This window comes from Methylobacterium sp. GC_Met_2, from assembly GCF_026540795.1.
GTDB lineage: Bacteria > Pseudomonadota > Alphaproteobacteria > Rhizobiales > Beijerinckiaceae > Methylobacterium.
In genome coordinates, this window is record NZ_JALNUM010000012.1 from 30,040 (window position 1) to 56,851 (window position 26,812).

A 26,812-nucleotide genomic window follows, 5' to 3' on the forward strand; every position below is an offset into this window, starting at 1 on the left:
CAGCCTCGGATTGATCCCGCTAGGGGCTTCGGAGCCGCGCGCCGCCGCTCAGCCCACAGGCCGCAAGGGGTCGCCGCGCGCGATAGCGCCACCCGCGATCACCTCTACGTAAACGCCGAGATCGCGGTGACCGAGCCGCGCGTCCAGGGTCCAGGGGATGTCGCAGTCACGGACGCCGCTCGTCGGATCGACATTGGTGGCCGCGCATCGCACTGTCCGCTTGGTGATCTTGAGCCGCAGCCCGCTCGGCGCCTCGATCACTTGGCCCACCATCTCCAGCTCGGCGAAGGCGGCGAGCCCCTCGATCAGCAAGTTGCCGCGGAAGCGCAGGGGATCGACCGGTGCGCCGATGTAATCCTCCACCGCCGCCACGCTCGCCCGGTTGATCAGCGAGACATAGCCGGTGGGTGAGTCGGTGAACCGGTATTGCGGCGGCGCTTCGAGGACCTTCGGTTCGCCGCGCAGACTCTCGGGGACGAAACGGCGCATCAAGTCGGCGAGCCCGTCGCGTCCGGCCTCGGTATCGAGGCGGAAGCTCTGCGGATCGCCGCAGCCCTCCACGGTCAACGTCGCCGTGGCATCGTCGAAGCGGGTGCGCAACCGGGCCAGGGCCTCGTCGCGCATCAGCATCAGATACTTGGTCTTGGGCTGGTGCCGGGGCGCCACCGCGTTGAAGCCCGAGGGCCCGTTCTCGATGGCGTAGAGACGGTCGCCGGGGAAAAAACCGCTGGTCTCGAGGTCGGCCCGCTCGACGGGTTCGGGGCTCAAGCCCTTCACCGGGTAGCGGTACAGGGCGGTGACGTGAATCGCATCGGTCATGCATGCAGCGTGGCCCTGAAATGATCCGCCACGCAAGAGCTTCGCTGCCCCTTGTGGTGCTCAATTGCAACACCACATCCGGTCTACCGGCGGCCACCATGGCGCCGGGGCCCTCGTGCGGCGCTGTGCCGGAGGGCGACGTTTCGGTGGCGCCGTGCCTCACCTTGGGCGGCAGATGCCGGTACGGGAGGGTTATGCATGAACTTTGAAAAATACACCGAACGCGCCCGCGGCTTCGTGCAGGCGGCGCAGAACCTCGCGATGCGCGAGGGACATCCGCAATTGCAGCCGGGCCACCTGCTCAAGGTGCTGCTCGACGATCCGGAGGGCCTGTGCGCCGGCCTGATCGACCGCGCCGGCGGCCAGTCGCGCGTGGCTTTGGCACAGACCGAGCAGTGGCTCGCCAAGCAGCCGAAGGTTTCCGGCAACGCGTCCGCCCCGCAGGCGACGCGCGAGCTGATGCGCCTGTTCGACACCGCCGAGAAGGCCGCCGAAAAGGCGGGCGATTCCTACGTCACGGTGGAGCGGCTGCTTCTAGCTTTGGCGGTGGAGAAGGATTCCGAGGCCGGCCGGGCGCTCCAGGCGGCGGGCGTCACTCCCGCCTCGCTCAACGGCGCGATCAACGCCCTGCGCAAGGGCCGCACCGCCGACAACGCCTCGGCCGAGAACGCCTACGACGCGCTGAAGAAATACGCCCGCGACCTCACCGAGGCTGCCCGGGACGGCAAGCTCGACCCGGTGATCGGCCGCGACGAGGAGATCCGGCGGACCATCCAGGTCCTGTCCCGGCGCACCAAGAACAACCCGGTGCTGATCGGCGAGCCCGGCGTCGGCAAGACCGCGATCGTCGAGGGTCTGGCCCTGCGCATCGTCAACGGCGATGTGCCCGAATCCCTGCGCGAAAAGAGCCTGCTCGCCCTCGACATGGGCGCGTTGATCGCCGGCGCGAAGTATCGCGGTGAGTTCGAGGAGCGGCTGAAGGGCGTGCTCTCCGAGGTCACGGCGGCCGCAGGCGGGATCATCCTGTTCATCGACGAGATGCACACGCTGGTCGGCGCCGGTAAGGCGGACGGGGCCATGGATGCCTCGAACCTGCTGAAGCCCGCGCTCGCCCGCGGCGAGTTGCACTGCGTCGGCGCGACCACGCTCGACGAGTACCGCAAGCACGTCGAGAAGGACGCGGCTTTGGCCCGGCGCTTCCAGCCGGTCTTCGTCTCGGAGCCGACCGTGGAGGACACGGTCTCGATCCTGCGCGGCCTGAAGGAGAAGTACGAGCAGCACCACGGCGTGCGCATCCAGGATTCGGCCCTGGTGGCGGCGGCGACGCTGTCGAACCGCTACATCACCGACCGGTTCCTGCCCGACAAGGCGATCGACCTCATGGACGAAGCCGGCTCGCGCCTGCGCATGCAGGTCGATTCGAAGCCGGAGGAGCTCGACAACGTCGATCGCGAGATCGTCCGGCTGAAGATCGAGGCCGAGGCGCTCAAGAAGGAGACCGATTCCGCCTCCCGCGACCGGCTGGTCCGGCTGGAAAAAGAGCTCGGCGACCTTGAGGAGCGCTCGGCGGCGATCACCGCCCGGTGGAAGGCCGAGAAGGACAAGCTTGGCACGGCGGCCGGCCTGAAGAAGAAGCTCGACGAGGCCCGGAACGAGTTGGCCGCGGCGCAGCGCCAGGGCCAGTATCAGCGCGCCGGTGAGCTCGCCTACGGGGTGATCCCGGGCCTGGAGAAGCAGCTCGCCGAAATCGAGGCGAAGGCCGAGAACGGCCGCGACACGATGATGGAGGAGGCGGTCACGCCGGCCCATATCGCAGGCGTCGTCTCCCGCTGGACCGGCGTGCCGGTCGACAAGATGCTGGAGGGCGAGCGCGAGAAGCTCCTGGCCATGGAGGAGGCGCTCGCCAAGCGCGTCGTCGGCCAGCGCGAGGCGGTGGAGGCGGTCTCGACCGCGGTCCGGCGCGCCCGCGCAGGCCTGCAGGATCCGAACCGGCCGATCGGCTCGTTCATGTTCCTCGGGCCCACGGGCGTCGGTAAGACCGAGCTGACTAAGGCTCTGGCCGGCTTCCTGTTCGACGACGACACGGCGCTCGTGCGCATCGACATGTCCGAGTACATGGAGAAGCACGCGGTCGCCCGGCTGATCGGCGCACCTCCGGGCTATGTCGGCTACGAGGAGGGTGGCGCGCTGACCGAAGCCGTGCGGCGGCGGCCCTATCAGGTCGTGCTGTTCGACGAGGTCGAGAAGGCGCATCCGGACGTGTTCAACGTCCTGCTGCAGGTGCTCGACGATGGGCGGCTCACCGACGGACAGGGTCGGACGGTCGACTTCCGCAACACGCTGCTGATCATGACCTCGAATCTCGGGTCCGAGTATCTGGTCAACCAGCCCGCCGGTGCGGAGACCGAGGCGGTGCGGGATGAGGTGATGGGCGTGGTGCGCAGCCACTTCCGGCCGGAATTCCTGAACCGGGTCGACGAGATCATCCTGTTCCACCGCCTTGCGCGGTCGGAGATGGGAGCGATCGTGGAGATCCAGCTCGGGCGGCTGCAGAAGCTGCTGGACGACCGCAAGATCACCCTCACGGTGGACGAGGAGGCCAAGAACTGGCTCGCCGACAAGGGCTACGACCCGGCCTACGGGGCGCGGCCGCTGAAGCGGGTGATCCAGAAGAACGTCCAGGATCCACTGGCCGAGCTGGTGCTCTCCGGCAAGCTCCATGACGGCGAGACGGTGCCGGTGCGGCTCGGCCCGATGGGGCTGATGATCGGCGACGTCACGGTCGGCACCGAGCGGCGGCCGGCCCACGCGATGCTGAACTGAGCGCTCACGGCGCGGAGATGGTTAGGGGCGGCGTGCCACGATTGTGGCGCGCCGACCCCCGTTTTCTGTTCGTGACGCCGGACGTCAGGCGTTTGCCATCGATCTCCTGCAGGTCAGGATCGCGAGTTGCAGCATAAGCGCCGCTACTGCGACTCCGGCTGCCGCGACCGGCAGGGCGGCGATGCCCGCCACTGCCATGACCACGCCTCCGAGCGCCGCGCCCACGGCGCCGCCGAGATAGTTCGCCGAGCTGTTCAGTGCGACGGCGACGCTGCCGTGATCGGGCCTCAGGCTGAGCAGCGTGTGCTGCTGCGGCGCTTGCGAGGTCCAGCCCATCGCGCCCCAGATCAGAAACGGCAGGAAGCCCAGGAAGCCGAGACCGAGCAGGGCCGGCAGTGCGGCCAGCATCAGGGCGAGAATGCCGAGGATCACGGCCATCAGACGTCGGGGGGCGCCCGTCCAGTCGATCAGGGGGCCGACCGCGAAGCTGCCGCCGAGGCCGCCGAGACCCCAGACCCAGAAATATGACGGCGCGGTCTCGCCGAGCCCGGCGCGATCGAGCAGCGGCGCCACGTAGGTGTAGAGGCCGAGGCTGGCCACCGCGGTCAGGAACGAGACCGCGACAGTGGCAACGATTCGCGGATCGGTGAGGAGCGCGACCCGCGTTCGCCAGGACGGGGGCCCTGCGGCAGGAATGTCGGGCAGGCGCAGAAGGATCGCGATCGCCGCCAGGGCACTGAGCAGCGCGACCATCAGGAGCGTCCCCTGCCAGCCCAGACGCTGCGCGATCCATAGACCGGCCGGCACGCCGATCACCGTGCCGGTGCTCATGCCGCCGAGCGTGAACGCGAGGGCGCGGCCCTTGCGCCGTGGATCCGCCAGGGTGGCGGCTGCGGCCACCGCCACCGGCGCATAGAGGCCCGCGGCGAGGCCGGCGAGTGCCCGGGCGAGGAGCAGCCCCCATAAGCCTGCCGCACAGGCACTGAGCGCGTTGGCGAGGGCGAAGATCGCGAGCGCCAGAGCGAGGATCTTTCGGACGGGCCGCTCCGCCAGCAGCGTGGCGCAGACCGGCGCGGCTAGGGCGTATGTGAGGGTGAAGACTGTCACGGTCTGCCCGGCTTCGCCGGGCGCGATTCTGAAGCTCGCGCCGATTCCCGGCAGTAGGCCGGCGACGACGTAAGCATCGAGCCCCAAGGCGAACATCCCGAGGGCGAGCACGGCGATACGCTCCATTGCACGACTCGCTTTACGATGTACGACGAAGACCGTACATTATCGCCACCATGAGCCCACGCAAGTTCTTCCACCCGGATGCCGCCGAGCTGACGCTGCACCGGATCCTGTTCGCGCTGAGTGATCCAACGCGACTTGCCGTGGTCGCCGACCTCAAGGACGGGTCAGAGCACGCCTCCGGCGACCTTCTGGCCGACAGCGTGCCGCGCTCGACGATGACGCATCACCTCAAGATCCTGCGCGAGGCCGGCGTGACGCGCACGCGGCCCGAGGGGATGCGCTGCCTGATCTCGCTCCGGCGTGAGGATGTCGATGCGCGCTTTCCCGGCCTGCTGGACGCGATCATGCGGCATGGGAATGCGGATGAGCTGCCGACGGCGACAACCCGTGCGACGATGCGCTGACGTGTCGGCGGCCGGCCTTCGGGACCGGCCCTAAACGCGCCGGATCGCCCGCGCCAGATCGGCTGCCTGATCCCGATCCCGGCAGATCATCCAGAGATCGTCGTGGCCCGAGAGCCCGTCATCGAACAGGTCGATGAACGCGGCCGGCGGCTCCGCGAGATCCGGCCAGTGGAACAGGCGGAAACCCAGCGCCTCGAACACGGGCAGGATCGGAGCGAGGTCCCAGAGCATATGATTGCATAGGGTCGCGTCGAGCCGGCCGGTCGCCAGCAGGGCGGCATCAGCGATCGCGCCGCCCTCGCCCCAGGGAAACCAGCCCCGCCCGTAATCCAGGGTGTAGCGCTGCGCAGCGACGGCAAGCCAGCCGACATGCCCGGTGCGCGTGGCAGGCCGTTCCAGCCGCTGCAGCGTCTCGGTCGGGCGTCCGCCCCGCGTTGGCGCCCAGAGGGCGTGGCCCTCGCAAGCCGCAAGCAGGATGCCGCGCGCCTCCTCGGCCGGCCGGATCCGGGCGGGGCCGGCGCGATCCTCGTTCCAGACCGGCAGGGTCATGACGCCGATGCGCGGCCAGCCCGATCGACAGGCGGCAACCATCACGCCCCAGCCCGTGAGGCCGCCCGCGAAGGGGCGGGTCCCGTCGATCGGATCGGCCACGAAGGTCCAGGCGTCCCGGGCGAGCATATCCGAGGCGGCGGCACGGTTCAGGTCGCCGGCCGTCTCCTCCTCGATCAGGGCGGGGCCGAACCGGTCATGCGCCAAGCGGCTGACGGCGAGATCGGCCTCGGTGAGGGCTTGGCCCAGATCCGGGCCCTTGTTGGTCATGTCCAGTCCGGCTGCCCGCATCCGTAGGGCGAGGACGGCTGCTTCGTCGGCGAAAGCCAGCATCCGGGTGAGGACATCCTGCGCCGGGGCATCGGGCGGAACGCTCATGCGGTAAACAATTCGGGGTTGCGGAGCATCAGGGCCTGGACGAGCACCAGCGTTTTGAGATCGGGGAGCCGGCCCGAGCGGGCGGCTTCACCCAATTCCGCGAGCGGGACCTCGATGGGCAGCACCTGCTCGCCCTCCGCGTGCAACCCGCCGCCGGGCGCGACCTTGTCGGCCTGGCGATAGGGCGCGAGGTAGAGCCAGAGGCGCTCCGAGGACACGCTCGGCATGCTGTAGGCATGCGTCACGCACTCCAACTGCGCGAGGCGGACGCCCGCTTCCTCCATGGCTTCCCGGATCGCGGTCGCCTCGGGCTCGCCCCCGTCGAGGCCGCCGGCCGGGGCCTCGTCGAGATCGGCTGGCTCACCCCAGAAGGCCGGCCCGACCCGGGCTTGCCGGACGAGCAGCGCAACGCGCCGCTCGGGGTCGTAGGGCAGGACGACGGCCGCCTCGCCGTGATCCTCCAGCGCCCGCGGTTCGGTGCTGCCGTCGGACAATGTGAGCGTGGCGATCCCGAAGGTGTTCCACCCCCGGTGGATCACCTTCAGGGGAAGCGCGGCCGGCGTCTCGCTCATCGGGACGGGTCAGCGCTTGGTGTTGGCGGCCGTCTGGCCGAACATCACCTTCTTGGCGTCCTCGCTCATGGTCTTCCCGAAATCGGGATTGACCTCCGGCGCCCGGGCGTAGGCCGCCTTGGTGGCGGGCCGCTCGGCGATCGCCGAGAACCAGCGTTTCAGGTTCGGATGCGAATCGAGATCCTGGCCCTGCTTCTCCCACGGCACGATCCAGGGATAGCAGGCCATGTCGGCGATGGAATACTCGGACCCGGCGACGTACGCGCGGTCGGCGAGGCGCCGGTCGAGGACGCCGTAGAGCCGGTTGGTCTCGTTGACGTAGCGTTTGATCGCGTACTCGATCTTCTCGGGCGCGTATTGCGAGAAATGGTGGTTCTGGCCGAGCATCGGGCCGAGACCGCCCATCTGCCAGAACAGCCATTGCAGCACCTCGGCCCGACCGCGCAGGTCGCTCGGGATGAAGCGCCCGGTCTTCTCGGCGAGGTAGAGCAGGATCGCGCCCGATTCGAACAGCGAGACCGGTGCACCGCCATCGGCCGGCTCGTCGTCGACGATCGCCGGCATGCGGTTATTGGGGGCGATCTTCAGAAAATCCGGGTTGAACTGCTGGCCTTTTCCAATATTGACCGGACTAAATTTGTAAGGCAGGCCGGTCTCTTCGAGGAACATTGTGATCTTGTGGCCGTTCGGCGTCGGCCAGTAATGCAGATCGATCATCGGCTTGCGTCCCGCTATGCCCCCGGCGGACGGGAAGTGGGCCTGCGGGGCGTTTCGGTCAAGCTCTGGCTTCAGACCGCTCATTAACCTCCGCCGGACACGCGAGGTATCTCGGCCGGGCCGGAGAAGCGGAGACCGGGATCCGAGAGTCGATTCTCCAACCCAACCCCCTCACCCTAAGGTGCCGGAGCGCAGCGGAGGCCTCGAAGGAGGCCTTCAGGGATCGCGGGGGCTTCCGGAGCCCTCCTTCGAGGCCCGCTGACGCGGGCCTGAGGTTGAGGGGTGAGCAGGTAGTTTCGAATGGGCGCTCAAAGGCGTGACACGTAGGTCGCCAGATCCTTGATGTCGGCCTCGCTCAACTCCTGCGCGACCTCGTTCATGGCCGGGTCGTAGCCCGGCCGCGCGTTCGACTTGTAGCCGGCGAGCGCCTTCAGGAGATACTCCTCCCGCTGGTCGCGGATCCGCGGGATCGCATCACGGCCGGCGAGGTCGGCGCCGTGGCAAGAGGTGCATTGGTGCTTGGCGACCAGCGCCTGCGCCCGCGCCGCCAGGGCCGGATCGGCGGGGTCCGCGGTCCGGGCCGGCGGCGGAAGCGTACCCACCGCGTCCGCATAGGCGCGCAGGTCGTCGTCGGAGAACCCGGCGGCGACGTCGTTCATCGGCGGTGCCTCGCGCTGCTTCTCGCGGAACTGGAACAGCTGCGTGACCACGTAATCCGGCATCTGGCCCCCGAGCGAGGGTACGCCCTCGGTCTCGGACGTACCTGCCCCGTGGCAGGCGATGCAGGGGGCAAGACGCTCCTGCACCGCCGCATCCGGGGCGGCGAGCGCCGCACCCGCCAACAGCGATCCGAGGGCCGGAATCAGCCCCCGAAACGCGCGTAAACCGACGCGATGTTGCATCACTGGCTGTGGCTGACCCGGTAGATCGCGCCGTTATAATCGTCCGACACGAGCAGCGAGCCGTCCTTGGCCACCAGCACATCGACCGGGCGGCCGACATACTTGTTGTCCTGCAGGAACCCGGTGAGGAACGGCTCGACCGCCGCGACCTTGCCGTCCGATCCGGGCTTGGCCACCACGACGGCGCCGCCGAGCTTGGTGGTGCGGTTCCACGAGCCGTGCTGCGCGATGAAGATCGCGTCGCGATAGGCCTCCGGGAACTGCGTGCCGGTGTAGAAGCGCATTCCCAGCGAGGCCGTATGCGGTCCGAGCAGGCCCGCCGGCGCGGTGAACTCGGCGCAGGAATGGCCCCAGCCGTATTCCGGATCCGTGAAGGTGCCCTGGTGGCAGTACGGGTAGCCGAAATGCTGCTTGCCCGGCTCGGTGAGCACGTTGAGCTCGTCGTTCGGGATATCCTCCGAAACCCAGTCACGGCCGTTATCGGTGAACCAGAGCTGCTTGGTCTTCGGATTCCAGTCGAAGCCGACCGTGTTGCGCACGCCGCGGGCGATGACCTCGGGGTTCTTGCCGTCGAGGTCCATCCGGCGGATCTGCGCGTGGGTGTCGGGCGGCATCACGATGTTGCCCGGTGCGCCGACCGGCACGTAGAGCTTGTTGTCCGGTCCGATGGCGATGAACTTCCAGCCGTGGGCCTCGTCCTTCGGCAGATCGTCAGTGACGAGAATCGGCTTCTCGGAGCCGTCGAGATGGTTCGCAATGTCGTCGTAACGCCAAATCTTCGAGAGCTCGGCGACGTAGAGGGTGCCGTCATGAAAGGCGACGCCGTTCGGCCGGTGCAGGCCCGACGCGATGGTCTTGATCGCGCGCTTTCCGTCCGGCCCCGCCTGCGGCAGCACCGCGTAGACCTTGCCCACGGTCCGCGTGCCGACGAACAGCGTCCCGTCCGGCGCCTGGGTCATCTCGCGGGCATTGGCGATGCCGCTGGCATAGACCTCGATCTTGAACCCGTCCGGCACCTTGAGCTTGTCGAGCGGCAGCTTGGCGACCGGCGTCGCGAGCGGGGGACCCGCCACCGGGGCGAGCTTCGAGGCCGCGCCACCTTCGGGGCGGCCATAGAGGGCATCGCCGCGCTCGACGGCCTTCACGGGTGCCGGCGGAGCCGCGGAGGCGGGCGTCTCCTGCGCGTGCGCGGCATAGGGGCTAACCGCACCCAGGCCCAGGCAGGTGAGGGCAGCGGCGAGGCTGCGGGTCAGGAGCGGCTTGCTCGAAATCGTGCAGGTCGGCGTCATGGTTTCTCCCGATGCGGCCGGTTCTTGCTCAGACCGCGTGTTCTGCACTCTTTATTCAACGAGAAGCTTCGGGACGCGAGCCGCTTGGCGGAAGCGGAGGCGACAGCGCCCCGCGGCCGTAACCCGAACTTGAATTAAGGCCGCTGCACACGCGTGCAATGCGGCTGCCGGCCCTCTGCCGGAGAGGCACGCCATCCGCCCGGAACGGTCAGCGCAAGGGTGCCGACCGCTCTGACTGCCAGTCTGCGCTGGATGCTGCCGCCGCGCCTTGCGTTTTGACGACCGATCTCCGAAAACGCCTCCCGTCCGGGAAGCTTAGGCTTGGCCGGGGTGGCCGGTCGTCCGCCGGAGCCCGGTCGACGCGGCGTTCCGATCCGGTGCGAGGACAGGGTTCGATGATCGATTACGCGCAGGCGCGGCGAATGATGGTCGACTGCCAGTTGCGGACCTTCGACGTGAACGACAACTCGGTGCTCGACGCATTCGACACCGTGCCGCGCGAGACCTTCGTGCCGAAGGGGCGCGAGCCCTTCGCGTATATCGACCAGACCCTGCATATCGGCGAGGCCCACGGCTCGGCCCGCTGCATGCCGGCACCGATGGTGGTGGCGCGGATGATTCAGGCTCTGAAGATCCGGCCGGGCGTCGCCGCCCTCGATGTCGCAACCGGCTACGGTTACGCGACGGCGGTGATGGCGCATCTCGGTGCGCAGGTGACGGCGCTCGAATCGGTTCCGGAACTCGCCGCCGAGGCACGCACCCGGCTGGGCACCACCGCCCAGGTGATCGAGGGGCCGATCGAATCGGGCGCGCCGAAGCAGGCGCCGTTCGACGCGATCCTGATCAATGGCCGCATCGAGGTCCGGCCGCAGGCGTTGCTGGACCAGCTCAAGGACGACGGCCGTCTCGTCTGCGTATTGGGCCCCCACCGCAACGCCAAGGTGACTCTGTTCGTCCGGGCCGGTGATGCCTTCGGGGCGCGTCCGCTGTTCGATGCGTCGCTGCCCGGTCTCGACGGTTTTCAGGAGGCGGCCGGGTTCGCGTTCTGAGCGCTTTGGGCGCTCAGCCGAGCCGGTAATCCGCCAACCGCGCACGTCGCGCGCTGCGACGGTAGGCCATCACCGAATCCGGCCAGAGGGTTGCGTTGCGCCCCTCTGCGTCGAGATACCAGCTCCGGCAGCCCCCGGCCTGCCAGATGCTGTCGGCAAGGCGGGTGCGGATCCGGTCGAGGAAGCGCGCTTGTGCCTCGGGCCGGACCTCGATGGCGCGGGTGCCCTGCCGCAGGGCCTTCAGGCAGTCGAGCACGTGCTGCACCTGAACCTCGATCATCGCGACGACCGAGTTGTGCCCGAGCCCCGTATTCGGCCCGAGCAGCATGAAGTAGTTCGGGAAGCCCGCGACCGTGATGCCCTGGTAGGCGCCCATGCCGCCGGACCAGGCCTCCTTCAGCGTCAGGCCGCCGCGGCCGACGAGGTTCATCCGCGTGAAGGTCGCGGTCACGTCGAAGCCGGTGGCGTAGACGATCGCGTCGAGATCGTGCGCCCGGCCGTCCTGGGTGACCAGCCCGGTCGGCGTCACCCGCGCGACACCGCCGGTTTCCAGGGTGACGTTCGGACGCTGCAGCGCCGGGTAATAGTCGTCCGAGATCAGAACGCGCTTGCAGCCGAGCCGGTAGTTCGGCGTCAGCTTCGCCCGCAACGCCGTGTCGGGTACCGCCTTGGCGAGGTGTCGGCGCGCCAGGGCTTCGGCTTGGCCGGTGAGCTTCGAGACCTTGGTGAAGCCGAGGAGGGCGCGTACCTCGTGCAGCCAGAACAGCCGGGCGCGTTCGAGCCGCCGGACCAGCGGCAGGCGCCGGTAGCGCGCCTTGGCACGCTCCGCGATGGCGTGGTCGTTCTTGGGCATGATCCAGGGCGGCGTGCGCTGGAACAGGGTCAGGTGGCCTGCCACCTTCGCGAGTTCCGGCACCACCTGGATCGCGCTCGCGCCCGTGCCGATCACGCCGACGCGCTTGCCGGCGAGGTCCACCGCATGGTCCCAGGCGGCTGTGTGGAAGGCCGGACCCGCGAAGTCGTCGAGGCCGGGCAGGTCGGGATAGGCCGGGTGATGCAGGCCGCCCATTCCGGAGACGATTGACCGCGCGGTGATCGGCCCGCGGTCGGTCTCCACACGCCAGACGCCACCTGCCTCGTCCCAGGTCGCACCCTGGAAGGACGTGCCGAGCCGGATCAGCGGCATCAGCCCGTGGCGCTCGGCGGTCTCGCGCAGGTAGGCCAGGATCTCCGGTTGCGGCGCATACATCCGGCTCCAGTCCGCCTTTGGGGCGAACGAGAGGGAGTAGAGGTGGGACGGGACGTCACAGGCCGCACCCGGATAGGTGTTGTCGTGCCACGTGCCGCCGAGGCTGTCGGCCTTCTCGATCACCCGCAGCGGCGCGATCCCGGCCTGCTTGCAGCGGATCGCCATGGCGAGCCCGGAGAAGCCAGCGCCGACGATGAGGACCGCCAGCGGCTCCGGACCGGTCTCGTTCGGCACATCGGTCATCGTGCGGGGCTCCCAGCGGCGGCGTCGGTCTTGGGTGCGTGGGCCTGGAGGAAGGCAGCGGCCTCGTCGAGGGAGGCGCGCGCCTCCGGCAGCATGCTCACCGCGAACTGCCATGCGTGGGCCACGACGGGAAAGACCTTCACTTCGGCCTCGACCCCGGCCGCCCGGGCCCGCTCCGCCATGCGCACGGAATCGTCGCGCAGCACCTCCCGGCCGCCCACATGGAACAGCAACGGCGGAAATCCGGTCGGGTCGCCGAGCAGCGGCGAGATCCGCGGATCGGCCGGGTCAGCGTTTCCGAGATACATCGCCCGGATCTTCGTGAGCGCCTTCGGGTCGAACATCGCGTCGCGCCATGCATTCGTGACGCGCGAGCCCTCCTCGGACACGAAGTCGGTGGCTGGGGAGAATAGCGCTGCGGCCCAGGGCATCGGCAGGTTGCGCGCCCGCGCCTCGCCCATCAGCACAAGGGCGAGGTTGCCGCCAGCGGATTCGCCCGCCACGCACGCCGCGCCTTCGGCACTCAATGCCTGCCAGACCGCCACGACATCCTCCAGCGCGGCCGGGAATGGGTGCTCGGGGGCGAGTCGGTAATCCGGGACGAAGATCGTGAAGCCACGACTGGCCAGGGCGCCGGTGACGGGCCGGTGCGTGCGCGGAGAGCAGGCAATGAAGCCGCCGCCATGGATGTAGAGCATCCGCCGCCCGGGTCCCGCCTTCGGTCGGACCCACTCGCCTCGCACGCCGCCGAGGGTGGCGGGCTCGTAGGCCACGCCTTTCGGGTCGGGGAAGGTCGGCGCCTCGAAGATTCGTCGGAAGTCGGCCACATTCAGCGCCCGGGCCAGTTGGCCCCGGACGCGGCTGCGGATCATGTAGGCGCCGATATAGGCGCGCAGGCTCGCCATCTCAGAGTTTCCCGCCGGACAATCGGACCATCATCTTCCAGTAGCCCACCGGCATCAGCCGCTGGATCAGCGCCGCGTTGCGGGCATCCTTGCCGATCACGATGCGGGGCGCCCGGGCCTCGATGCCGCGGATGATCGCCGCAGCGGCGTCTGCGGGGGCGAGCGTCAGGAACTTGCCGAAGGCTTCCCGGGCCTTCTCGTCCTCAACCGCCGCGCGCTTGGCCGCGTCGGGATCGGTGGGTTGGCGCCGGCCGCGGGCGTTGCGGGAGATGGCAGTCGCGACTCCGCCCGGATGGACCACGGTCACGCCGAGGCCGGTGCCGGCATATTCGTGCCGCAACGCCTCCGAGAAGCCGCGGACCCCGAACTTGCTGGTACAGTAGGCGACCTGACCGGGCGGCGCGATCAGCCCGAACAGGCTCGACAGGTTGACGATCTGCGCCGCCGGGCGCGCCTTCAGCATCGGCAGGAAGGCGTGGCACATCCGCACGACCGCGCGCAGGTTGATGTCCATCAGCCACTCGAAATCTTCGAGGTGCGTTTCGTCGAACCGGCCGCCCAAGGCTACGCCGGCATTGTTGATGAGGATATCGAGGTGTCCGAAGCGGTCCGCAGCCCAGTCCGGCAGCGCGCGAATCGCCTCCGCGTCCACGAGGTCGACGACTCGGGTCTCGACCGCAGTACCGTTCTCGCGGATCCGCCGGGCGATCGTTTCGAGCCCTTCGGGATCGCGGTCCACCAGCAGCAGGCTGCAGCCCTTCGCGGCAAGCCCGGAGGCCAGCGCAGCCCCGATACCGCTCGCGGCGCCGGTGATGAGCGCGACTCTTCCCGCGAGCTGAAACCTCTGAGCCAAGCTGTGCCTCCCGTCTCGCCGGTTGGTCCGGGCTTGGATCAGGGATAGCCCCGGCCCTGGGGATTGTCTAGGGTGAACACCCTAGACGGTATGAGAAGACGATGGCGCGCGGGGAAAGTCGCCGGGTACCGGACGAAGCGGACGCCCCCGCGGATACGCCGTGCACGCGCGAGCGGATCCTCGCGGTGAGTCTGGCGCTGTTCAACACCCGCGGCCTGGGCCGGGTCACCACGGCGGAGATCGCTGCGGCAGCGGGGATCCGCGAGGGGAACCTGCAGTATCATTTCCCACGCAAGAGCGGCTTGGTGGAGGCGGTGTTCGCCAGGTTCGAGGTGGAGGCGATGGCGGTCGCCGGCCGGATGCCGGCGGATCCGGGGGCGCCTGAGGCACTCCTGGCCTATCAGCGCGGGTGGTTCGACCTGATCTGGCGTTACCGCTGCGTCTATCGGGACGGCATCGCCATGGTGGAGATCGCCCCGGCGTTGCGCCCGCGCGTTCACGCCCTGCGGGCGCGGACCCAAAGCCTCGCTCGGGGCGTCTTCGAGGCGGCGGCGACGGCCGGACGGCTGCGGATCGCACCGGAGGCCCTTGGGCGACTGATCGACAATGCCTGGATCGTCTCCAGCCACTGGATGAGCCATCGCCTTCAGGGCGGCACCGACCTGACGGAGGCCGATCTCGACTGGGGCTTCGCGCAGGTGCGCGATCTCTTCGTCCCGTATCTCGTCGCCCTTCAACCGGATTGATACGGTCTGGCCCGAACCTTCCATGGGCGGTGATCGCTCATGATTGAAGGATGCGATGCTCGACCGCCTGATCCATGCCGGCCTCAGCCTGCTGCTGCTGCTGGCCGTCGCGGTGCTGTTCTCCACGAACCGGAGGGCGATCCGCCCGCGGGTGGTGCTCACCGGTCTGGCGCTGCAGGTCGGCCTCGGCGCCCTGATCCTGTTCCTGCCGGCGGGGCAGGCGGCCCTGAATGCGGCAGCCGATATCGTCGTACGCGTCCTCTCCTACGGCGACCGCGGCACCGCCTTCCTGTTCGGAGGCCTCGTCGAACCGAAGATGTTCGAGCTGTTCGGCGGTTCGGGCTTCATTTTGGCGCTGCGGGTGCTGCCGCAGATCCTCTACGTCTCCGCCCTGATCGGGGTGCTCTACCATCTTGGCGTGATGCAGGCCCTGGCCCGTGGGCTGGGCGCAGGACTCCGGCGGATCCTCGGCACGTCGCCGATCGAGTCCTTCGCGGCAGTGATCACCATCGCGATCGGCCAGAGCGAGATCGCAGTGGCCTTGCGCCCGTTCCTGGCCGTCCTGACCGGGGCCGAGTTGTTCGCCGTGATGTCGAGCGGTGCCGCGTCCACCGCCGGCTCGATCCTGGCCGGCTACGCGGCGCTCGGCGTCCCGATGACCTATCTGCTCGCGGCGTCCGTGATGGCGATCCCCGGCGGGCTCGTCTACGCCAAGATGCTCGTGCCCTCGACCGAGCCGACCCGGATCACCACCACCCGGGTGGAGTTCGCCGAGACAAGGGCGGCCAACATCATTGAGGCGGCCGCCGACGGGACGCAGAAGGGCCTGATGGTGGCCGTCTCGGTCGGCGCCATGCTGATCGCGTTCGTGGGGCTGATCGCCCTGGCCGATGGCCTGTTTGGCGCCCTCGGCGGCTGGGCGGGCTATCGCGGCGCCTCGTTCGAGGGCGTGCTCGGCTGGGCGCTGAGTCCCCTGGCGTGGCTCCTCGGCGTACCGTGGGAGAATGCGACGCTGGTCGGCGGCGCGATCGGTCAAAAACTCGCCTTCAACGAATTCCTGGCCTACGCCAACCTATCGCCGACCCTGAAGGCCGGGACGCTGGACGCCCGCTCGCAGGCGATCGTGTGCTTCGCCCTGTGCGGTTTCGCGAACTTCGCGTCTATCGCGATCCAGCTCGCGAGCTTTGCGAGCCTCGTGCCGGAGCGTCGCTCGGAGGTCGCCCGCTACGGGCTGCGGGCGATCCTGGCCGGCACGCTGTCGAACCTCACGAGCGCGGCGATCGCCGGGTTGTTCGTCGTCTGAGACGCCGGGTCCCGAGGCTCCGCCGTGGTTCGTGTGAGACGATCCCAAGATTTCAACAGCCGGAGGCGAGAACTCGGAACTCGCGCAAAAGAAAAACGCCGCTTCGTGAGAAGCGGCGCCCAAACTGTTCGGTCAATATCTTAGTTGAAGGTGTCGATCTCAGCGGACTCGTAGCTGGTCACTTCCATGCCAACGCAGATCTCGGAAACGATCGGAGCAGTCCAGGCCATGTGTTCCTCCTAAGGGATTTCGTGTGGGTGACTGAAGCGTCCAGCGCAGCGGGAGCGTATTCCGCTCCCCGCGGGATCGGCTCAGTTGAAGGTGTCGATCTCGGCCGACTCGTAGCTGGTGACTTCCATGCCGACGCAGATCTCGGACACGATCGGGGCAGACCAAGCCATGGCGTTTCTCCTCGTTGTTGGTGAAACCCATATAGGCAATATCTTGGACGCAATACAAGTGAGCACAACACTTATATTTCTCATAGGGATCGGCGGCCGCCCCTGATGCCGCCGCGCGACACCAGCTGGCGTCCTGCGTGCGGAAGACTGAAAGCCCGCATCCCTGGAACGGTTACGGGTTGACGGAATTTGTGCGCGGGCGCACGACGCAGCCGCACGACATCGCTCCGGCGGCGCCGCGCTCCCCCTTCAGCAGCGACCAGCGAAGCGACGTGCCCGACCGATCGTGCCTGCCGTGGCCGGCCCCGTTCCGTCATCCCGCCTGAGCCGCTGAGAGGCCTGGCCGCGGGGCGACCGGCGCACCGCCCGGTCACGGCTCTGACCCAGGATGACCGGCGCCGCGTCGCCTCGTAACCACGAGGCGAGGCCATGAACGAGATCGCCCCCTTCGACACGCGCATCGATCCGTCCGTGCTGGCCGCGCGACTCTCGGACGAGCGGGCTCCCGACATCGTCGAAAAGCTCAACGACGAAGCCCCCGAAGTCGCCGCCGCGATCCTGCTCGGCCTGCCGATCGAGCGGGCCGTCGAGGTACTCGACCAGCCGGAACTCGACTGCGTCGCCGACATCATCGAGATGCTGCCCCGCGACCGCGTCGCCGCCTACCTGTCGGGCATGTCGGCCGACCGGGTCACCGACGTCTTCCGCGAGATCGAGGAGCCGGGCCGTTCGGACCTGCGCGCCCGTCTCGACGCCGAGACCCGCGGCGCCGTCGACCGCCTCTCAGCCTACGGCGAGGAGACGGTCGGCTCGTTGATGACCACCGAGTTCGTCACCGTACCGGGGACCTGGACGGTGGGCCAGACCCTGGAGCATATCCGCCACGTCGAGAAGACCCGCGAGACCATCTACGCGATCTTCGTGCTCGATCCGCGCACCCGCGCGCTGACCAAGGCGGTGCCCCTGCGCCGGCTGATCTCGGGGGATCCGAACGACAACGTGCTGAGCGTCGCGCCGGGCCGGCGCCCGCTCGCCGTCTCGCCGACCGCGAGCCGCGAGGAAGCGGCCCGGCTGATCTCGAAGTACGACCTGCTGGCCCTGCCGGTGGTCGACGCGGTCGGCCACGTGATCGGCATCGTCACCGTCGACGACATGATCGACGCGATGATCGAGAAGCAGACGCAGGACGTGCAGCGCTTCGGCGGCATGGAGGCGCTGCCCGAGCCCTACATGGATATCGGTTTCTTCACGATGATCCGGAAGCGCGCCGGCTGGCTCTGCGCGCTGTTCCTGTCGGAGATGCTGACCGCCTCGGCCATGCAGGGCTTCGAGGGGGAGTTGGAGAAGGCGATCGTCCTGACGCTGTTCATCCCGCTGATCATGAGTTCGGGCGGCAATTCCGGCTCGCAGGCGACCTCGCTGCTGATCCGGGCGCTGGCCCTCCATCAGATCCGCCTGCGCGACTGGTGGCGGGTGGCGTTGCGCGAGCTACCCACGGGCATGCTACTCGGCGCGATCCTCGGGGTGATCGCGGTGATCCGCATCGTGGCGTGGCAGAAGCTCGGCCTCTACGATTACGGCGAGCACTGGCCGCTGGTCGCCGCCACGGTGGGGTTGGCGCTCGTCGGGATCGTGACCTTCGGGTCGCTGTCGGGTTCGATGCTGCCGTTCCTGCTCCAGCGGATCGGATTCGACCCGGCCACCGCCTCGGCGCCGTTCGTGGCGACGCTGGTCGATGTCACCGGGCTCGTTATCTACTTCTCGGTGGCGCTGCTGATCCTGCGCGGGACGCTGCTGTAGGGCGCACCTTACTCGACCGCTTCGGCCAGCCGCTTCCGCTGCACCTTACCGTTGGCCGTCCGTGGCAGGGACTGCAGGAAGCGGATCTCCCGCGGGCGCTTGTAGGCGGCGAGCCGTTCTGCGCACCACGCGAGCAGCGCCTCCGCGTCGGGCTCTGCATCCGGCTGCAGCACCACGAATCCGCAGATGACTGAGACATCCGCGCGCACGGGCAACTCCGCAACGCCGACTTCTGCCACCGATGGGTGGGCGGCCAGCACCACCTCCACCTCGTTGGGCGAGACCCGGTAGCCCATCGCCTTCATCAGGTCGTTGTTGCGGCCCTCGAACCAGAGGTAGCCGTCGGCATCGAGCCGGGCGAGGTCGCCGCCGACGAACCAGTCGCCGCGCATCACCTCGGCTTCTTCTTCGGGCCGGTTCCAGTAGCCCAGCATCAGGGCCGGCTCGGAGCGGTGGACGGCCAGCAGTCCGGTCTCGCCCGCCGGCAGCGGGACCGGCTCGCCCTCCGTCGGCAGGATCGCCACGCGCCGCCCGGGTTGCGGCTTGCCGGGCGAGCCGGGGCGCACCGGGATCGTGGGGCCACTGGAGATATAGGTCGAGATCTCGCTCATCCCGAGCGCCTCATAGAGGGGCGTGCCGGTGGCTTCGCGCCACGCCGCGAGCAGTTCCACCGGGAGCGGTTCGCCCGCCGTGCAGCCATGGCGCAGGCGCGACAGGTCGTGGGCCTCCAGAGCGCCGTATTTCAGGATCTGGCGGTAGAGGGTCGGCACGGCGGCGAAGACCGTGGCGCCGTAGTCCGCGATCAGCCGCGGCCAGACCGCGGGATCGCGCGGGCCGTTGTACAGCACCGCCGTGGCGCCCACCGACCACGGATCGCTGAGGCCCACGCCCAGCGTGTAGGTCCAGTTCATGGTACCGGCGTGCAGCATCACGTCGGATTCGGTGAGGCCGAGCCAGTGGGCGAGCATCGGCCGGCGGCCATAGGCGGCGCGGTGCGCGTGCAGCACGCCCTTCGGCCGGCTCGTCGTGCCAGAGGTGTAGATCAGCATCGCCGGATCGTCCGCGGCGGTGTCGGCGTAGTCGGGAAGCGGCGGCCCGGCCTTCAAGGCGGCGATCGCCGCGGTATCGAGGAGCAGCCTGTCGCCTAGGACCTCCGGCGCGACGATGCCGCCGCTTCCGACGACCACAGCGGCGGCGCCCGAATTCTCCATCAGGAACGCCGCCTCGCCCTCCGTGAGCTGCGGCGAGGAGGGCAGCGACACCAGCCCGGCCGCGAGCGCGCCGAAATGCACGAGGACGTAATCGGCCTCGTTGCCCATCCGGATCATCACCCGGTCGCCCGGTGCGAGCCCGAGCCCGAGCAGGCCCGCCGCGATGCCGCGCACCGCGCGCTCGACCGCATCGAATGAGAGCCGTTCGACCGTGCCGTCGCCCACCATCACAAGGGCGGTCTTGTCGGGGTGCAGCCGCGCGTTCTCGGCGAGGCAGTACCGGGCCGCGTTGAACCGCGCGGGCGGATGGCGATCGTCAGGCAGTGTGTCGGGCACCGGGCGCTTCCCCAGAAGTAGGCTTTTGACCCGTGTCCTGCCTGCGCGTGCCGTCGTCAACAGAAGGGGGACGGCAGCGCCGTGCGGCGCCAGCCCGTCCCCCTGAAGATGCTCGATCCGGGCGGGCCCGGATCGAGCGGCATTGCGAAGCGGATCAGCCGCGGTCGTCGGCGCCCTCGCCGGCATCGGCCAGCGCCGCGCCGACTTCGAGGCCGAGATCGTCGAGGTTGAATGCCTCGCGCTCGGTCACGGACTCGCCGCGGGCCTGACGCTCGGCCTCCTCGGGGCTGCGGGCGACGTTGACGGTGACCTCAACCTCGACCTCGGGGTGCAGCACCACCGGGACCTTGTGCAGGCCGAGCGTCTTGATCGGCTGGTTCAGGGTGAACTGGCCGCGATCCACCGTGAAGCCGTCCTTCGCGACGACATCGGCGAGGTCGCGGGTCGAGACCGAGCCGTAGAGCACGCCGGTCTCACCCGACTGGCGGATCAGGACGAAGCTCTGGCCGTTCAGCTTCTCGGCCACAGCCTCGGCGTCCTTCTTGCGGTCGAGGTTGCGGGCCTCGAGCTGGGCGCGCTGGGCCTCGAAGTGCTTCTTGTTGTTTTCCGTCGCACGCAGGGCCTTGCCGCGGGCGAGCAGGAAGTTGCGGGCGAAGCCCGGGCGGACATTCACGGTCTCGCCCATCTGGCCCAGCTTGGCCACGCGCTCGAGCAGGATCACTTCCATGGTCTTTCTCCTTCAGATGGTCGGCCACGCGGGCCGGGGTCTCACGGCGCCGGGTTGTTCCTCGGGCGATCCTGGGAACGCCGGCGGTCGAGGGCTGTGTCGGCGAGGCCGAACAGGGTGAGGGCGACGAGGGCGATGCCCTGCGTCACGAACAGGATCAGGTACAGCCCGAACAGCATCAGGGTGCGCCCGGGCCGGCCGCGGGAGCGGTCGTGGAAGGCGGCGAGGCCCTGCAGCGCGAAGGCCGCGCTGAACCCCCCCACCAGGGCGACGCCGAGCACGCCGACATAGCCGGGGCCGAGGCACATCAGCAGTGCAGCGCCGAGGGCGGCGAGCGTGATCCGCGGCATGGTGGTCGACGGAAGATCCGGCCAGGGCCGCGGCAGACGGCCGGAGATCTTCACGATCCGGGCCGAGGCCCAGAGATAGAAGGCGAGCAGCAGCGCCAGCCCGTTGGCCGCGAAGGCCGGCACCACGCGCGCCAGGGCGTCGGCCATCTCGGTCCGCGTGACGTCGGCGTCATCGGTTTCGGCCGGGGTCTGCGTATCGGTGTCGGCGCCCGCATCCTGGCCGGACCGGTCGGTCTCGGCCGGTGGCGCCTCGGCCCGGCGGCCCTGCTCGGCCGTGCGGGTGGCGGGCATGCGGGCCTGCACCAGCGTTTGGGCGAGGCTGCGCAATTGCCGATCGAAGGCGGCGTGGTTCGGCGAGGACAGGACCGCGATGGCGATAAAAGCCAGAGCCGCCGTGGCGGCGATCCATCCGAGCAGGCGGCCGGTGGGATACCATTCGAGGCCGCGGGCCGTTTCGCGCCCGAGGAGCGTCAGGTAGGCGAGCCACCAAGCGGGAAGGGCGATGTAGGCGCCGAAGGCCAGACCCATGAAGGGCGCGATCACCAGGGCGAGGGCAAGGCTGCCCGCCGCCGCCGCAGTCAAGGCGACCTTGTGGCTCCAGCCGAGGCCGACGATCAGGATCGGCAGCGGCGCCACGAGATAGAGCAGGATCGCGAGCGGCGTCGCCTTCAGAAGCACCCCGAACAGGAGTGCCGAGACGAGCCCAGCGCCGATACCGATGCCGATTTGCTGTACCATGGATTCCGCTGTCCCACTGCCGCTGCGGCAGGGTTAGAGGCGACTCCGCGCCCCAACGATCGGGCGACCAGGGCCGCCCTCTGCGAGGACCGGCCCGGGCAGATGCCGGGCCGGTGGGTGATCCGTGATTTACTTGATCACGTAGGGCAGCAGGCCGAGGAAGCGGGCGCGCTTGATCGCCTGAGCGAGCTCACGCTGCTTCTTGGCCGAGACCGCGGTGATCCGCGACGGCACGATCTTGCCGCGCTCGGACACATAGCGGGACAGGAGCTTCACGTCCTTGTAGTCGATCTTCGGCGCGTTCGCGCCGGAGAACGGGCAGGTCTTGCGACGACGGAAGAAGGGGCGGCGTCCACCGCCCGCACCAGCACCAGCACCAGCACCGAATGCCATGGGTTAGCCCTCCCCGCCGAAGCTGCGCTCGCCGCGATCACCACGATCGCCGCGGTCACCCCGGTCGCCGCCGAAGCCGCCACCACCGCCGAAGCCCTCGTCGTCACGACGACGGCCGCGCTCGCGATCCTTGCGGTCGTCGCGGTCGCGCTTTTGCATCATGGCGGACGGCTCCTGGTCGAGCTCCTCGACCCGGACGGTCATGAAGCGCAGGACGTCCTCGGAGATCTGCATCTGGCGCTCCATCTCGGCAATCGCGGCCGGCGGGGCGTCGATGTTCAGCAGCGCGAAATGCGCCTTGCGGTTCTTCTTGATCCGATAGGCGAGGGATTTCACGCCCCACATCTCGATCTTCTCGAGACGGCCACCGTTCTGCTCGATCACACCCTTGTAGGTGTCGATCATCGTCTCGACCTGCTGGGACGTCACGTCCTGGCGGGCCAAGAGCACATGCTCGTAGAGAGGCATTGTCGGGCCTTTCGTCGTCAAAAGGAGCCCGGCCGCCCGGAGGCGGGTGGTTCGGGCCGGTTCAGATCGCGAATCGCCCGGCGCCAAGCCCTTCGAGCCGATTTTCAGGCCCGAGCGGTTGATCGAAGGCGGAGACACCGGACGACGGGATCTTGACGAGCCCTATGCCGCAAGCGGCACCGTCCGTTCAGCCCCCGGCCGGAGCGAACGCGAGGGGCGGCGCATAGTCGGTTTTTGCTGGGATGGCAAGCCGGAGTGGTTCGCGAATAGAGCCGGCGCGCGGCGCAACATCCGTTACGCCGGCTTGCCGGAACGTCAGCACGCCAGCATATCGCGGCCAGAAGCCCGGCGCATCACGCCGATCTTGGGACGAACCAGCGGATGACCTCCGAAAAGCTGCGCCTCGGCGTCAACATCGATCACGTCGCCACCGTCCGCAACGCCCGCGGCGGCGACTATCCTGACCCGATGCGGGCCGCGTTGCTCGCGGTCGAGGCCGGGGCGGACGGCATCACCGCGCACCTGCGCGAGGACCGGCGCCATATCCGCGACAGCGACATCGCGGCGCTCAAGCGTGGCCTGTCCGTTCCGCTCAACTTCGAGATGGCGGCGACCGACGAGATGGTGGCGATCGCGCTGAGCACCCGACCGCACGCCGCCTGCCTCGTTCCGGAGAAGCGCGAGGAACGCACCACCGAGGGGGGCCTCGACATCATCCGCGGTCGCGACCACCTCGCCCCACGCATCAGGGCGCTGTCGGAAGCCGGTATCCGGGTGTCGCTGTTCGTGGAACCGGAACCGGCGGTGATGGAGGCCGCCCGGGCCCTCGGCGCACCGGTGGTCGAGCTGCATACCGGCAGCTACTGTGAGGCCGCCCTGGACGACGATGCGGCGCGGACCGCGCACGAGCTGGCCCGGATCCGGCGCGCCGCCGAGCACGGCGCCGGCCTGGGGCTTGAGATCCATGCCGGCCACGGCCTCACCCTCGGCAGCGTCGGTCCCGTCGCGGCTCTCCCACAGATCCGGGAGCTCAACATCGGCCATTCCCTGATTGCCGACGCGATCTTCGCAGGGCTCGCTCAGGCCGTGCGGGACATGCGGGCCGCCATGGATCGGGCCCGGTCCTCATGATCATCGGGATCGGATCGGACCTCTGCGACATTCGCCGGATCGCCCGGACCTTGGAGCGCCACGGCGCGCGGTTCACCCATCGCGTCTTCACAGACGGGGAACGGGCCCGCTGCGACGCGCGCGCCGCCCGCGCCGAGGGATATGCCCGGCGCTTTGCTGCTAAGGAGGCCTGCGCCAAGGCGCTCGGCACAGGCCTCAGCGGCGGTGTGTTCTGGCGCGACATGGAGGTGGTGAACCTCCCCTCTGGCCAGCCGACCCTGCACCTCACCGGAGGGGCCGCAGAGCGACTCACGGAGTTGCTGCCGCCGGGCCATGCGGCCCACCTTCACGTCAGCCTGACCGACGATCCACCCCTGGCACAAGCCTTCGTGATCATCGAGGCGCTGCCGGCCGCGAATGCCGCCTGACGAGAGCGCGGATCAGAGCGCGGATTAGCCGGCCCCCTTCGTGCGTTGCGGGGGGATCGCGCTTGGTCTAGACCCGCCGCTCACGGCGGACACGATTGCGGCGTATTCCTCGGGACAACCGCTGACCGCGCCGCCTCCGCAGGCGGCAGACGACGCAATTTCAACCGAAGACGGAACGTGCGCGTGGATTACGACGGCAAGCCGCTCAGGAAGCCCGCCGAAACCGGCACCTGGGCCAGCATCCGCGAGACCCTGAAGGTCGGCATCCAGGCGCTGCTCATCGCCCTCGTGGTGCGGACGCTGCTGTTTCAGCCGTTCAACATCCCGTCCGGCTCGCTGGTGCCGACCCTGCTGATCGGCGATTATCTGTTCGTTTCAAAATACTCTTACGGCTACTCCAAGTACTCGCTGCCGCTCTCGGAATACATTCCGGTCCAGGCCGATGGCCGGATCTGGGCCGCCGAGCCGAAGCGTGGCGACATTGCGGTGTTCAAGCTGCCGAAGGACAATTCCACCGATTACATCAAGCGCGTGATCGGCCTGCCGGGCGACAAGATTCAGATGATCGATGGCGTGCTCAACATCAACGGCAAGGCGGTCAAGCGCGAGCGGATCTCCGACTACGAGACGACCGATCCCTACGGACAGGCGACCAAGGTGCCGCAATACCTGGAAACCCTGCCCAACGGCGTGGTCCATAATGTGATCGAGCGCGACGGCGACAACGGCTTCTGGGACAAGACCGAACTCTATACGGTCCCGGCCGGCCACTTCTTCATGATGGGCGACAACCGCGACAACTCCACCGATTCGCGCGATCTCGCCAATGTCGGCTACGTGCCCTTCGCCAATTTCGTGGGCCGGGCCGAGATGATCTTCTTCTCGATCGACGAGGGCACGCCGGCGTGGCAGGTCTGGAACTGGCCGGCCCATGTCCGCTGGTCGCGCCTGTTCTCGACGATCCATTGATCGGTGCGGACTTGGACGAGGCGGCCCAGCCCCGGATCTCGGCGCGGACCCGGCGCGCCCACAAGCCGCGACCGCCGCTAAGCGAGCTTGAGGCGCGGATCGGTCACAGTTTCGCCGATCAGAGCCTGCTCACCCGCGCGCTGACCCATACCAGCAAGGCCGCCGGACGCGGCGGCAGCTACCAGCGCCTCGAGTTCCTCGGCGACCGCGTGCTCGGCCTTGCGGTCGCGGACCGGCTCTACGCCGCGTTTCCGGATGCCGACGAGGGTGACCTGTCGCGACGCCTCGCGGCGCTCGTGCGGCGGGAGACCTGCGCGGTCGTGGCCGCCGCCTGGGATGTCGGGCCGTACCTGATCCTCGGACAGGGCGAGGTCATGGGTGGGGGACGGCGCAACCAGACCATCCTGGCCGACGTGTGCGAGGCGATCCTCGGCGCCATCTATCTCGATGCTGGGTTCGATGCCGCCCGGGCGGTGGTCGAGGCGCATTTCCATCCGAGCGAGCCGGATGCGGCGGCACGGGGTCGCGACGCCAAATCCGCCCTGCAGGAATGGGCCATGGGCCGGAGCCTGCCGATCCCCACCTACGCGGTGGTTGAGCGTACCGGCCCGGACCACGCGCCGCGATTCCGCATCGCGGTTGAGGTCGAGGGCCTTGCGCCGGGGCTCGGCGAGGGCACATCCAAGCGGATCGCCGAGCAGGCGGCCGCGCAGGCGCTGTTGGAGCGGGAGGGGATCGGAGCCCTGCCGGCGGCGGCGGGGCCGACGGAGACAGCATGACCGAGCACGATCAGGACGACGCTTCGAACCAGGGGCCCGCCAACGCCGTCTCGGCGCTCCCGGGCACGCCGGCCGACGCCCGGGCGGGCTTCGTCGCGCTGATCGGCGTGCCGAATGCCGGCAAGTCGACGCTGCTGAACAACCTCGTCGGCACGAAGGTCTCCATCGTCTCGCGCAAGGTGCAGACCACGCGGGCGCTGGTGCGCGGCATCTTCATCGAAGGCTCCGCGCAGGTCGTTCTGGTCGACACGCCCGGCATCTTCGCGCCGAAGCGTCGGCTCGACCGGGCGATGGTCCATTCGGCTTGGAGCGGCGCCGCGGACGCGGACGCCGTCTGCCTGCTGGTGGATGCCCGCAAGGGTGTCGACGAGGAGGTCGAGGCCGTGCTCGGCCGCCTCGACGGCGTGAAGCGCGACAAGCTGCTGATCCTCAACAAGATCGACCTGATCGCGCGGGAGCGGCTGCTCGATCTCGCGGCCAAGCTCAACGCCGCCGCACCCTTCGCCGCGACTTTCATGATCTCGGCGCTGAACGGCAGCGGCGTGCAGGATCTCCGGCGGGCGCTCGCCGCCCGGATGCCGGCGGGGCCGTGGCTCTACCCGGAGGATCAGGTCTCGGACGCGCCGCTCCGCATGCTGGCCGCCGAGATCACCCGGGAAAAGATCTACGATCGGCTGCACGAGGAACTGCCCTATCGCTCCACGGTCGAGACCGATCAGTGGCAGGTCCGGTCCGACGGGTCGGTGCGGATCGAGCAGACGATCTTCGTGGAGCGCGAGAGCCAGCGCTCGATCGTGCTCGGCAAGGGCGGTCAGACCATCAAGGCGATCGGGCAGGCGGCCCGGATCGGGATCTCCGAGGCGGCCGACGCGAAGGTCCACCTGTTCCTGCACGTGAAGGTGCGGGAGAACTGGGCCGACGACCCGGCCCGCTACCGCGAAATGGGTCTCGAATTCCCCCGGGGATGATCCCCGATCCGGGCCGCGTCGATCGGGGAGACTGGGCTTCCGGCTCCAATCCGGTATAAACCGGGACGTTCCCCCGGATGATCCGAGTCGGGCGCGGGTT

29 protein-coding genes are annotated in these 26,812 nt (G+C 68.9%); 12 read left to right on the forward strand and 17 right to left on the reverse strand.

All coding sequences use genetic code 11. From position 1 onward, the window contains the following. Window positions 1-48 precede the first annotated feature (48 nt). Window positions 49-819, reverse strand: coding sequence for an MOSC N-terminal beta barrel domain-containing protein (locus OXS49_RS06865; RefSeq protein WP_267422958.1), 771 nt, complete (start codon window positions 817-819; stop codon window positions 49-51). Window positions 820-1,017: 198 nt separating this feature from the next. Between OXS49_RS06865 and clpB the strand changes: the two genes are divergently transcribed. After that, a complete protein-coding gene (gene clpB / locus OXS49_RS06870; RefSeq protein WP_267422959.1) occupies window positions 1,018-3,642 on the forward strand; it encodes an ATP-dependent chaperone ClpB in 2,625 nt (874 codons plus the stop codon). Window positions 3,643-3,726: 84 nt separating this feature from the next. Here clpB and OXS49_RS06875 read toward each other — a convergent pair whose 3' ends face one another. Beyond that, a complete protein-coding gene (locus OXS49_RS06875) occupies window positions 3,727-4,875 on the reverse strand; it encodes an MFS transporter (RefSeq protein ID WP_267422960.1) in 1,149 nt (382 codons plus the stop codon). A gap of 50 nt (window positions 4,876-4,925) precedes the next feature. Here OXS49_RS06875 and OXS49_RS06880 point away from each other — a divergent pair, with 50 nt between their 5' ends. Beyond that, window positions 4,926-5,279 (forward strand): helix-turn-helix domain-containing protein, encoded by a 354-nt coding sequence (locus tag OXS49_RS06880; protein WP_243998798.1) that lies wholly within the window; start codon window positions 4,926-4,928, stop codon window positions 5,277-5,279. A 30-nt stretch (window positions 5,280-5,309) separates the two neighbouring features. Here the strand turns inward: OXS49_RS06880 and OXS49_RS06885 are convergent, their stop codons facing one another. The 5 genes from OXS49_RS06885 to OXS49_RS06905 all read right to left on the reverse strand — a co-directional run bounded on the left by OXS49_RS06885 (window position 5,310) and on the right by OXS49_RS06905 (window position 9,686). Beyond that, entirely contained in the window at window positions 5,310-6,206 is an 897-nt protein-coding gene (locus OXS49_RS06885; protein WP_267422961.1) for an inositol monophosphatase family protein, read from the reverse strand. Further along, complete coding sequence (locus OXS49_RS06890; RefSeq protein ID WP_267422962.1) at window positions 6,203-6,778, reverse strand: NUDIX hydrolase; 576 nt, start codon at window positions 6,776-6,778, stop codon at window positions 6,203-6,205. The genes OXS49_RS06885 and OXS49_RS06890 overlap by 4 nt, the downstream gene beginning before the upstream one ends. Window positions 6,779-6,787: 9 nt before the next feature. Next, window positions 6,788-7,495 (reverse strand): glutathione binding-like protein, encoded by a 708-nt coding sequence (locus OXS49_RS06895; protein ID WP_267422963.1) that lies wholly within the window; start codon window positions 7,493-7,495, stop codon window positions 6,788-6,790. 308 nt (window positions 7,496-7,803) lie between these two features. Further along, the gene (locus OXS49_RS06900) at window positions 7,804-8,397 is read right to left on the reverse strand and encodes a c-type cytochrome (RefSeq protein ID WP_346016934.1); all 594 of its coding nucleotides are present in this window, start codon (window positions 8,395-8,397) and stop codon (window positions 7,804-7,806) included. After that, window positions 8,397-9,686 carry a sorbosone dehydrogenase family protein gene (locus tag OXS49_RS06905; RefSeq protein ID WP_267422966.1) on the reverse strand — a complete coding sequence of 430 codons (1,290 nt, stop codon included), beginning with the start codon at window positions 9,684-9,686 and terminating at the stop codon, window positions 8,397-8,399. The genes OXS49_RS06900 and OXS49_RS06905 overlap by 1 nt, the downstream gene beginning before the upstream one ends. Before the next feature lie 395 nt (window positions 9,687-10,081). Between OXS49_RS06905 and OXS49_RS06910 the strand changes: the two genes are divergently transcribed. Beyond that, window positions 10,082-10,735 carry a protein-L-isoaspartate O-methyltransferase gene (locus tag OXS49_RS06910; RefSeq protein WP_243998810.1) on the forward strand — a complete coding sequence of 218 codons (654 nt, stop codon included), beginning with the start codon at window positions 10,082-10,084 and terminating at the stop codon, window positions 10,733-10,735. Between the two features lie 13 nt (window positions 10,736-10,748). Here the strand turns inward: OXS49_RS06910 and OXS49_RS06915 are convergent, their stop codons facing one another. The 3 genes from OXS49_RS06915 to OXS49_RS06925 are packed head-to-tail and all read right to left on the reverse strand — an operon-like array spanning window position 10,749 to window position 13,985. Further along, window positions 10,749-12,227, reverse strand: coding sequence for an NAD(P)/FAD-dependent oxidoreductase (locus OXS49_RS06915; protein WP_267422967.1), 1,479 nt, complete (start codon window positions 12,225-12,227; stop codon window positions 10,749-10,751). Next, window positions 12,224-13,132 carry an alpha/beta hydrolase gene (locus OXS49_RS06920; RefSeq protein ID WP_243998814.1) on the reverse strand — a complete coding sequence of 303 codons (909 nt, stop codon included), beginning with the start codon at window positions 13,130-13,132 and terminating at the stop codon, window positions 12,224-12,226. Before OXS49_RS06920 ends, OXS49_RS06915 begins: the two co-directional genes overlap by 4 nt. Before the next feature lies 1 nt (window position 13,133). Continuing rightward, the gene (locus OXS49_RS06925; RefSeq protein WP_243998816.1) at window positions 13,134-13,985 is read right to left on the reverse strand and encodes an SDR family oxidoreductase; all 852 of its coding nucleotides are present in this window, start codon (window positions 13,983-13,985) and stop codon (window positions 13,134-13,136) included. Between the two features lie 101 nt (window positions 13,986-14,086). On the opposite strand from OXS49_RS06925, the gene OXS49_RS06930 reads away from it, so the two are divergent. Then, entirely contained in the window at window positions 14,087-14,731 is a 645-nt protein-coding gene (locus tag OXS49_RS06930; protein WP_243998817.1) for a TetR/AcrR family transcriptional regulator, read from the forward strand. 55 nt (window positions 14,732-14,786) lie between these two features. After that, a complete protein-coding gene (locus OXS49_RS06935) occupies window positions 14,787-16,034 on the forward strand; it encodes a nucleoside transporter C-terminal domain-containing protein (RefSeq protein ID WP_267422968.1) in 1,248 nt (415 codons plus the stop codon). A gap of 140 nt (window positions 16,035-16,174) precedes the next feature. On the opposite strand, the gene pqqA (OXS49_RS06940) is transcribed toward OXS49_RS06935, so the two are convergent. Both pqqA (OXS49_RS06940) and pqqA (OXS49_RS06945) read right to left on the reverse strand, forming a co-directional pair. Beyond that, the gene (gene pqqA, locus OXS49_RS06940; protein ID WP_091712468.1) at window positions 16,175-16,264 is read right to left on the reverse strand and encodes a pyrroloquinoline quinone precursor peptide PqqA; all 90 of its coding nucleotides are present in this window, start codon (window positions 16,262-16,264) and stop codon (window positions 16,175-16,177) included. 81 nt (window positions 16,265-16,345) lie between these two features. Further along, window positions 16,346-16,435, reverse strand: a complete 90-nt coding sequence (pqqA, locus tag OXS49_RS06945) for a pyrroloquinoline quinone precursor peptide PqqA (protein WP_007559223.1) — start codon at window positions 16,433-16,435, stop codon at window positions 16,346-16,348. Between the two features lie 429 nt (window positions 16,436-16,864). Between pqqA (OXS49_RS06945) and mgtE the strand changes: the two genes are divergently transcribed. Continuing rightward, on the forward strand, window positions 16,865-18,235 hold the full coding sequence (gene mgtE / locus OXS49_RS06950) for a magnesium transporter (protein ID WP_267422969.1): 1,371 nt from the start codon (window positions 16,865-16,867) through the stop codon (window positions 18,233-18,235). Between the two features lie 8 nt (window positions 18,236-18,243). Here the strand turns inward: mgtE and OXS49_RS06955 are convergent, their stop codons facing one another. The 5 genes from OXS49_RS06955 to rpsF all read right to left on the reverse strand — a co-directional run bounded on the left by OXS49_RS06955 (window position 18,244) and on the right by rpsF (window position 22,458). Beyond that, window positions 18,244-19,782, reverse strand: coding sequence for an AMP-binding protein (locus OXS49_RS06955; protein WP_267422970.1), 1,539 nt, complete (start codon window positions 19,780-19,782; stop codon window positions 18,244-18,246). A gap of 154 nt (window positions 19,783-19,936) precedes the next feature. Beyond that, the gene (rplI, locus tag OXS49_RS06960; RefSeq protein WP_243918124.1) at window positions 19,937-20,509 is read right to left on the reverse strand and encodes a 50S ribosomal protein L9; all 573 of its coding nucleotides are present in this window, start codon (window positions 20,507-20,509) and stop codon (window positions 19,937-19,939) included. Between the two features lie 41 nt (window positions 20,510-20,550). Beyond that, entirely contained in the window at window positions 20,551-21,597 is a 1,047-nt protein-coding gene (locus tag OXS49_RS06965; RefSeq protein ID WP_243998825.1) for a hypothetical protein, read from the reverse strand. Between the two features lie 129 nt (window positions 21,598-21,726). Further along, on the reverse strand, window positions 21,727-21,990 hold the full coding sequence (gene rpsR / locus OXS49_RS06970; RefSeq protein ID WP_058194722.1) for a 30S ribosomal protein S18: 264 nt from the start codon (window positions 21,988-21,990) through the stop codon (window positions 21,727-21,729). Between the two features lie 3 nt (window positions 21,991-21,993). Continuing rightward, a complete protein-coding gene (gene rpsF / locus OXS49_RS06975; RefSeq protein ID WP_210032655.1) occupies window positions 21,994-22,458 on the reverse strand; it encodes a 30S ribosomal protein S6 in 465 nt (154 codons plus the stop codon). Window positions 22,459-22,504: 46 nt separating this feature from the next. Between rpsF and OXS49_RS06980 the strand changes: the two genes are divergently transcribed. From OXS49_RS06980 to era, 6 genes are all read left to right on the forward strand, one after another. Beyond that, entirely contained in the window at window positions 22,505-22,843 is a 339-nt protein-coding gene (locus OXS49_RS06980; RefSeq protein WP_243998826.1) for a hypothetical protein, read from the forward strand. After that, entirely contained in the window at window positions 22,840-23,589 is a 750-nt protein-coding gene (locus tag OXS49_RS06985; protein WP_267422972.1) for a pyridoxine 5'-phosphate synthase, read from the forward strand. The genes OXS49_RS06980 and OXS49_RS06985 overlap by 4 nt, the downstream gene beginning before the upstream one ends. Further along, window positions 23,586-23,996 (forward strand): holo-ACP synthase, encoded by a 411-nt coding sequence (gene acpS, locus OXS49_RS06990; RefSeq protein ID WP_243998830.1) that lies wholly within the window; start codon window positions 23,586-23,588, stop codon window positions 23,994-23,996. The genes OXS49_RS06985 and acpS overlap by 4 nt, the downstream gene beginning before the upstream one ends. A 183-nt stretch (window positions 23,997-24,179) precedes the next feature. Continuing rightward, on the forward strand, window positions 24,180-24,965 hold the full coding sequence (gene lepB / locus OXS49_RS06995) for a signal peptidase I (protein ID WP_243998872.1): 786 nt from the start codon (window positions 24,180-24,182) through the stop codon (window positions 24,963-24,965). Continuing rightward, complete coding sequence (rnc, locus tag OXS49_RS07000; protein ID WP_267422992.1) at window positions 24,965-25,744, forward strand: ribonuclease III; 780 nt, start codon at window positions 24,965-24,967, stop codon at window positions 25,742-25,744. The genes lepB and rnc overlap by 1 nt, the downstream gene beginning before the upstream one ends. After that, the gene (gene era / locus OXS49_RS07005; RefSeq protein ID WP_267422973.1) at window positions 25,741-26,712 is read left to right on the forward strand and encodes a GTPase Era; all 972 of its coding nucleotides are present in this window, start codon (window positions 25,741-25,743) and stop codon (window positions 26,710-26,712) included. Before rnc ends, era begins: the two co-directional genes overlap by 4 nt. Window positions 26,713-26,812 lie beyond the last annotated feature (100 nt).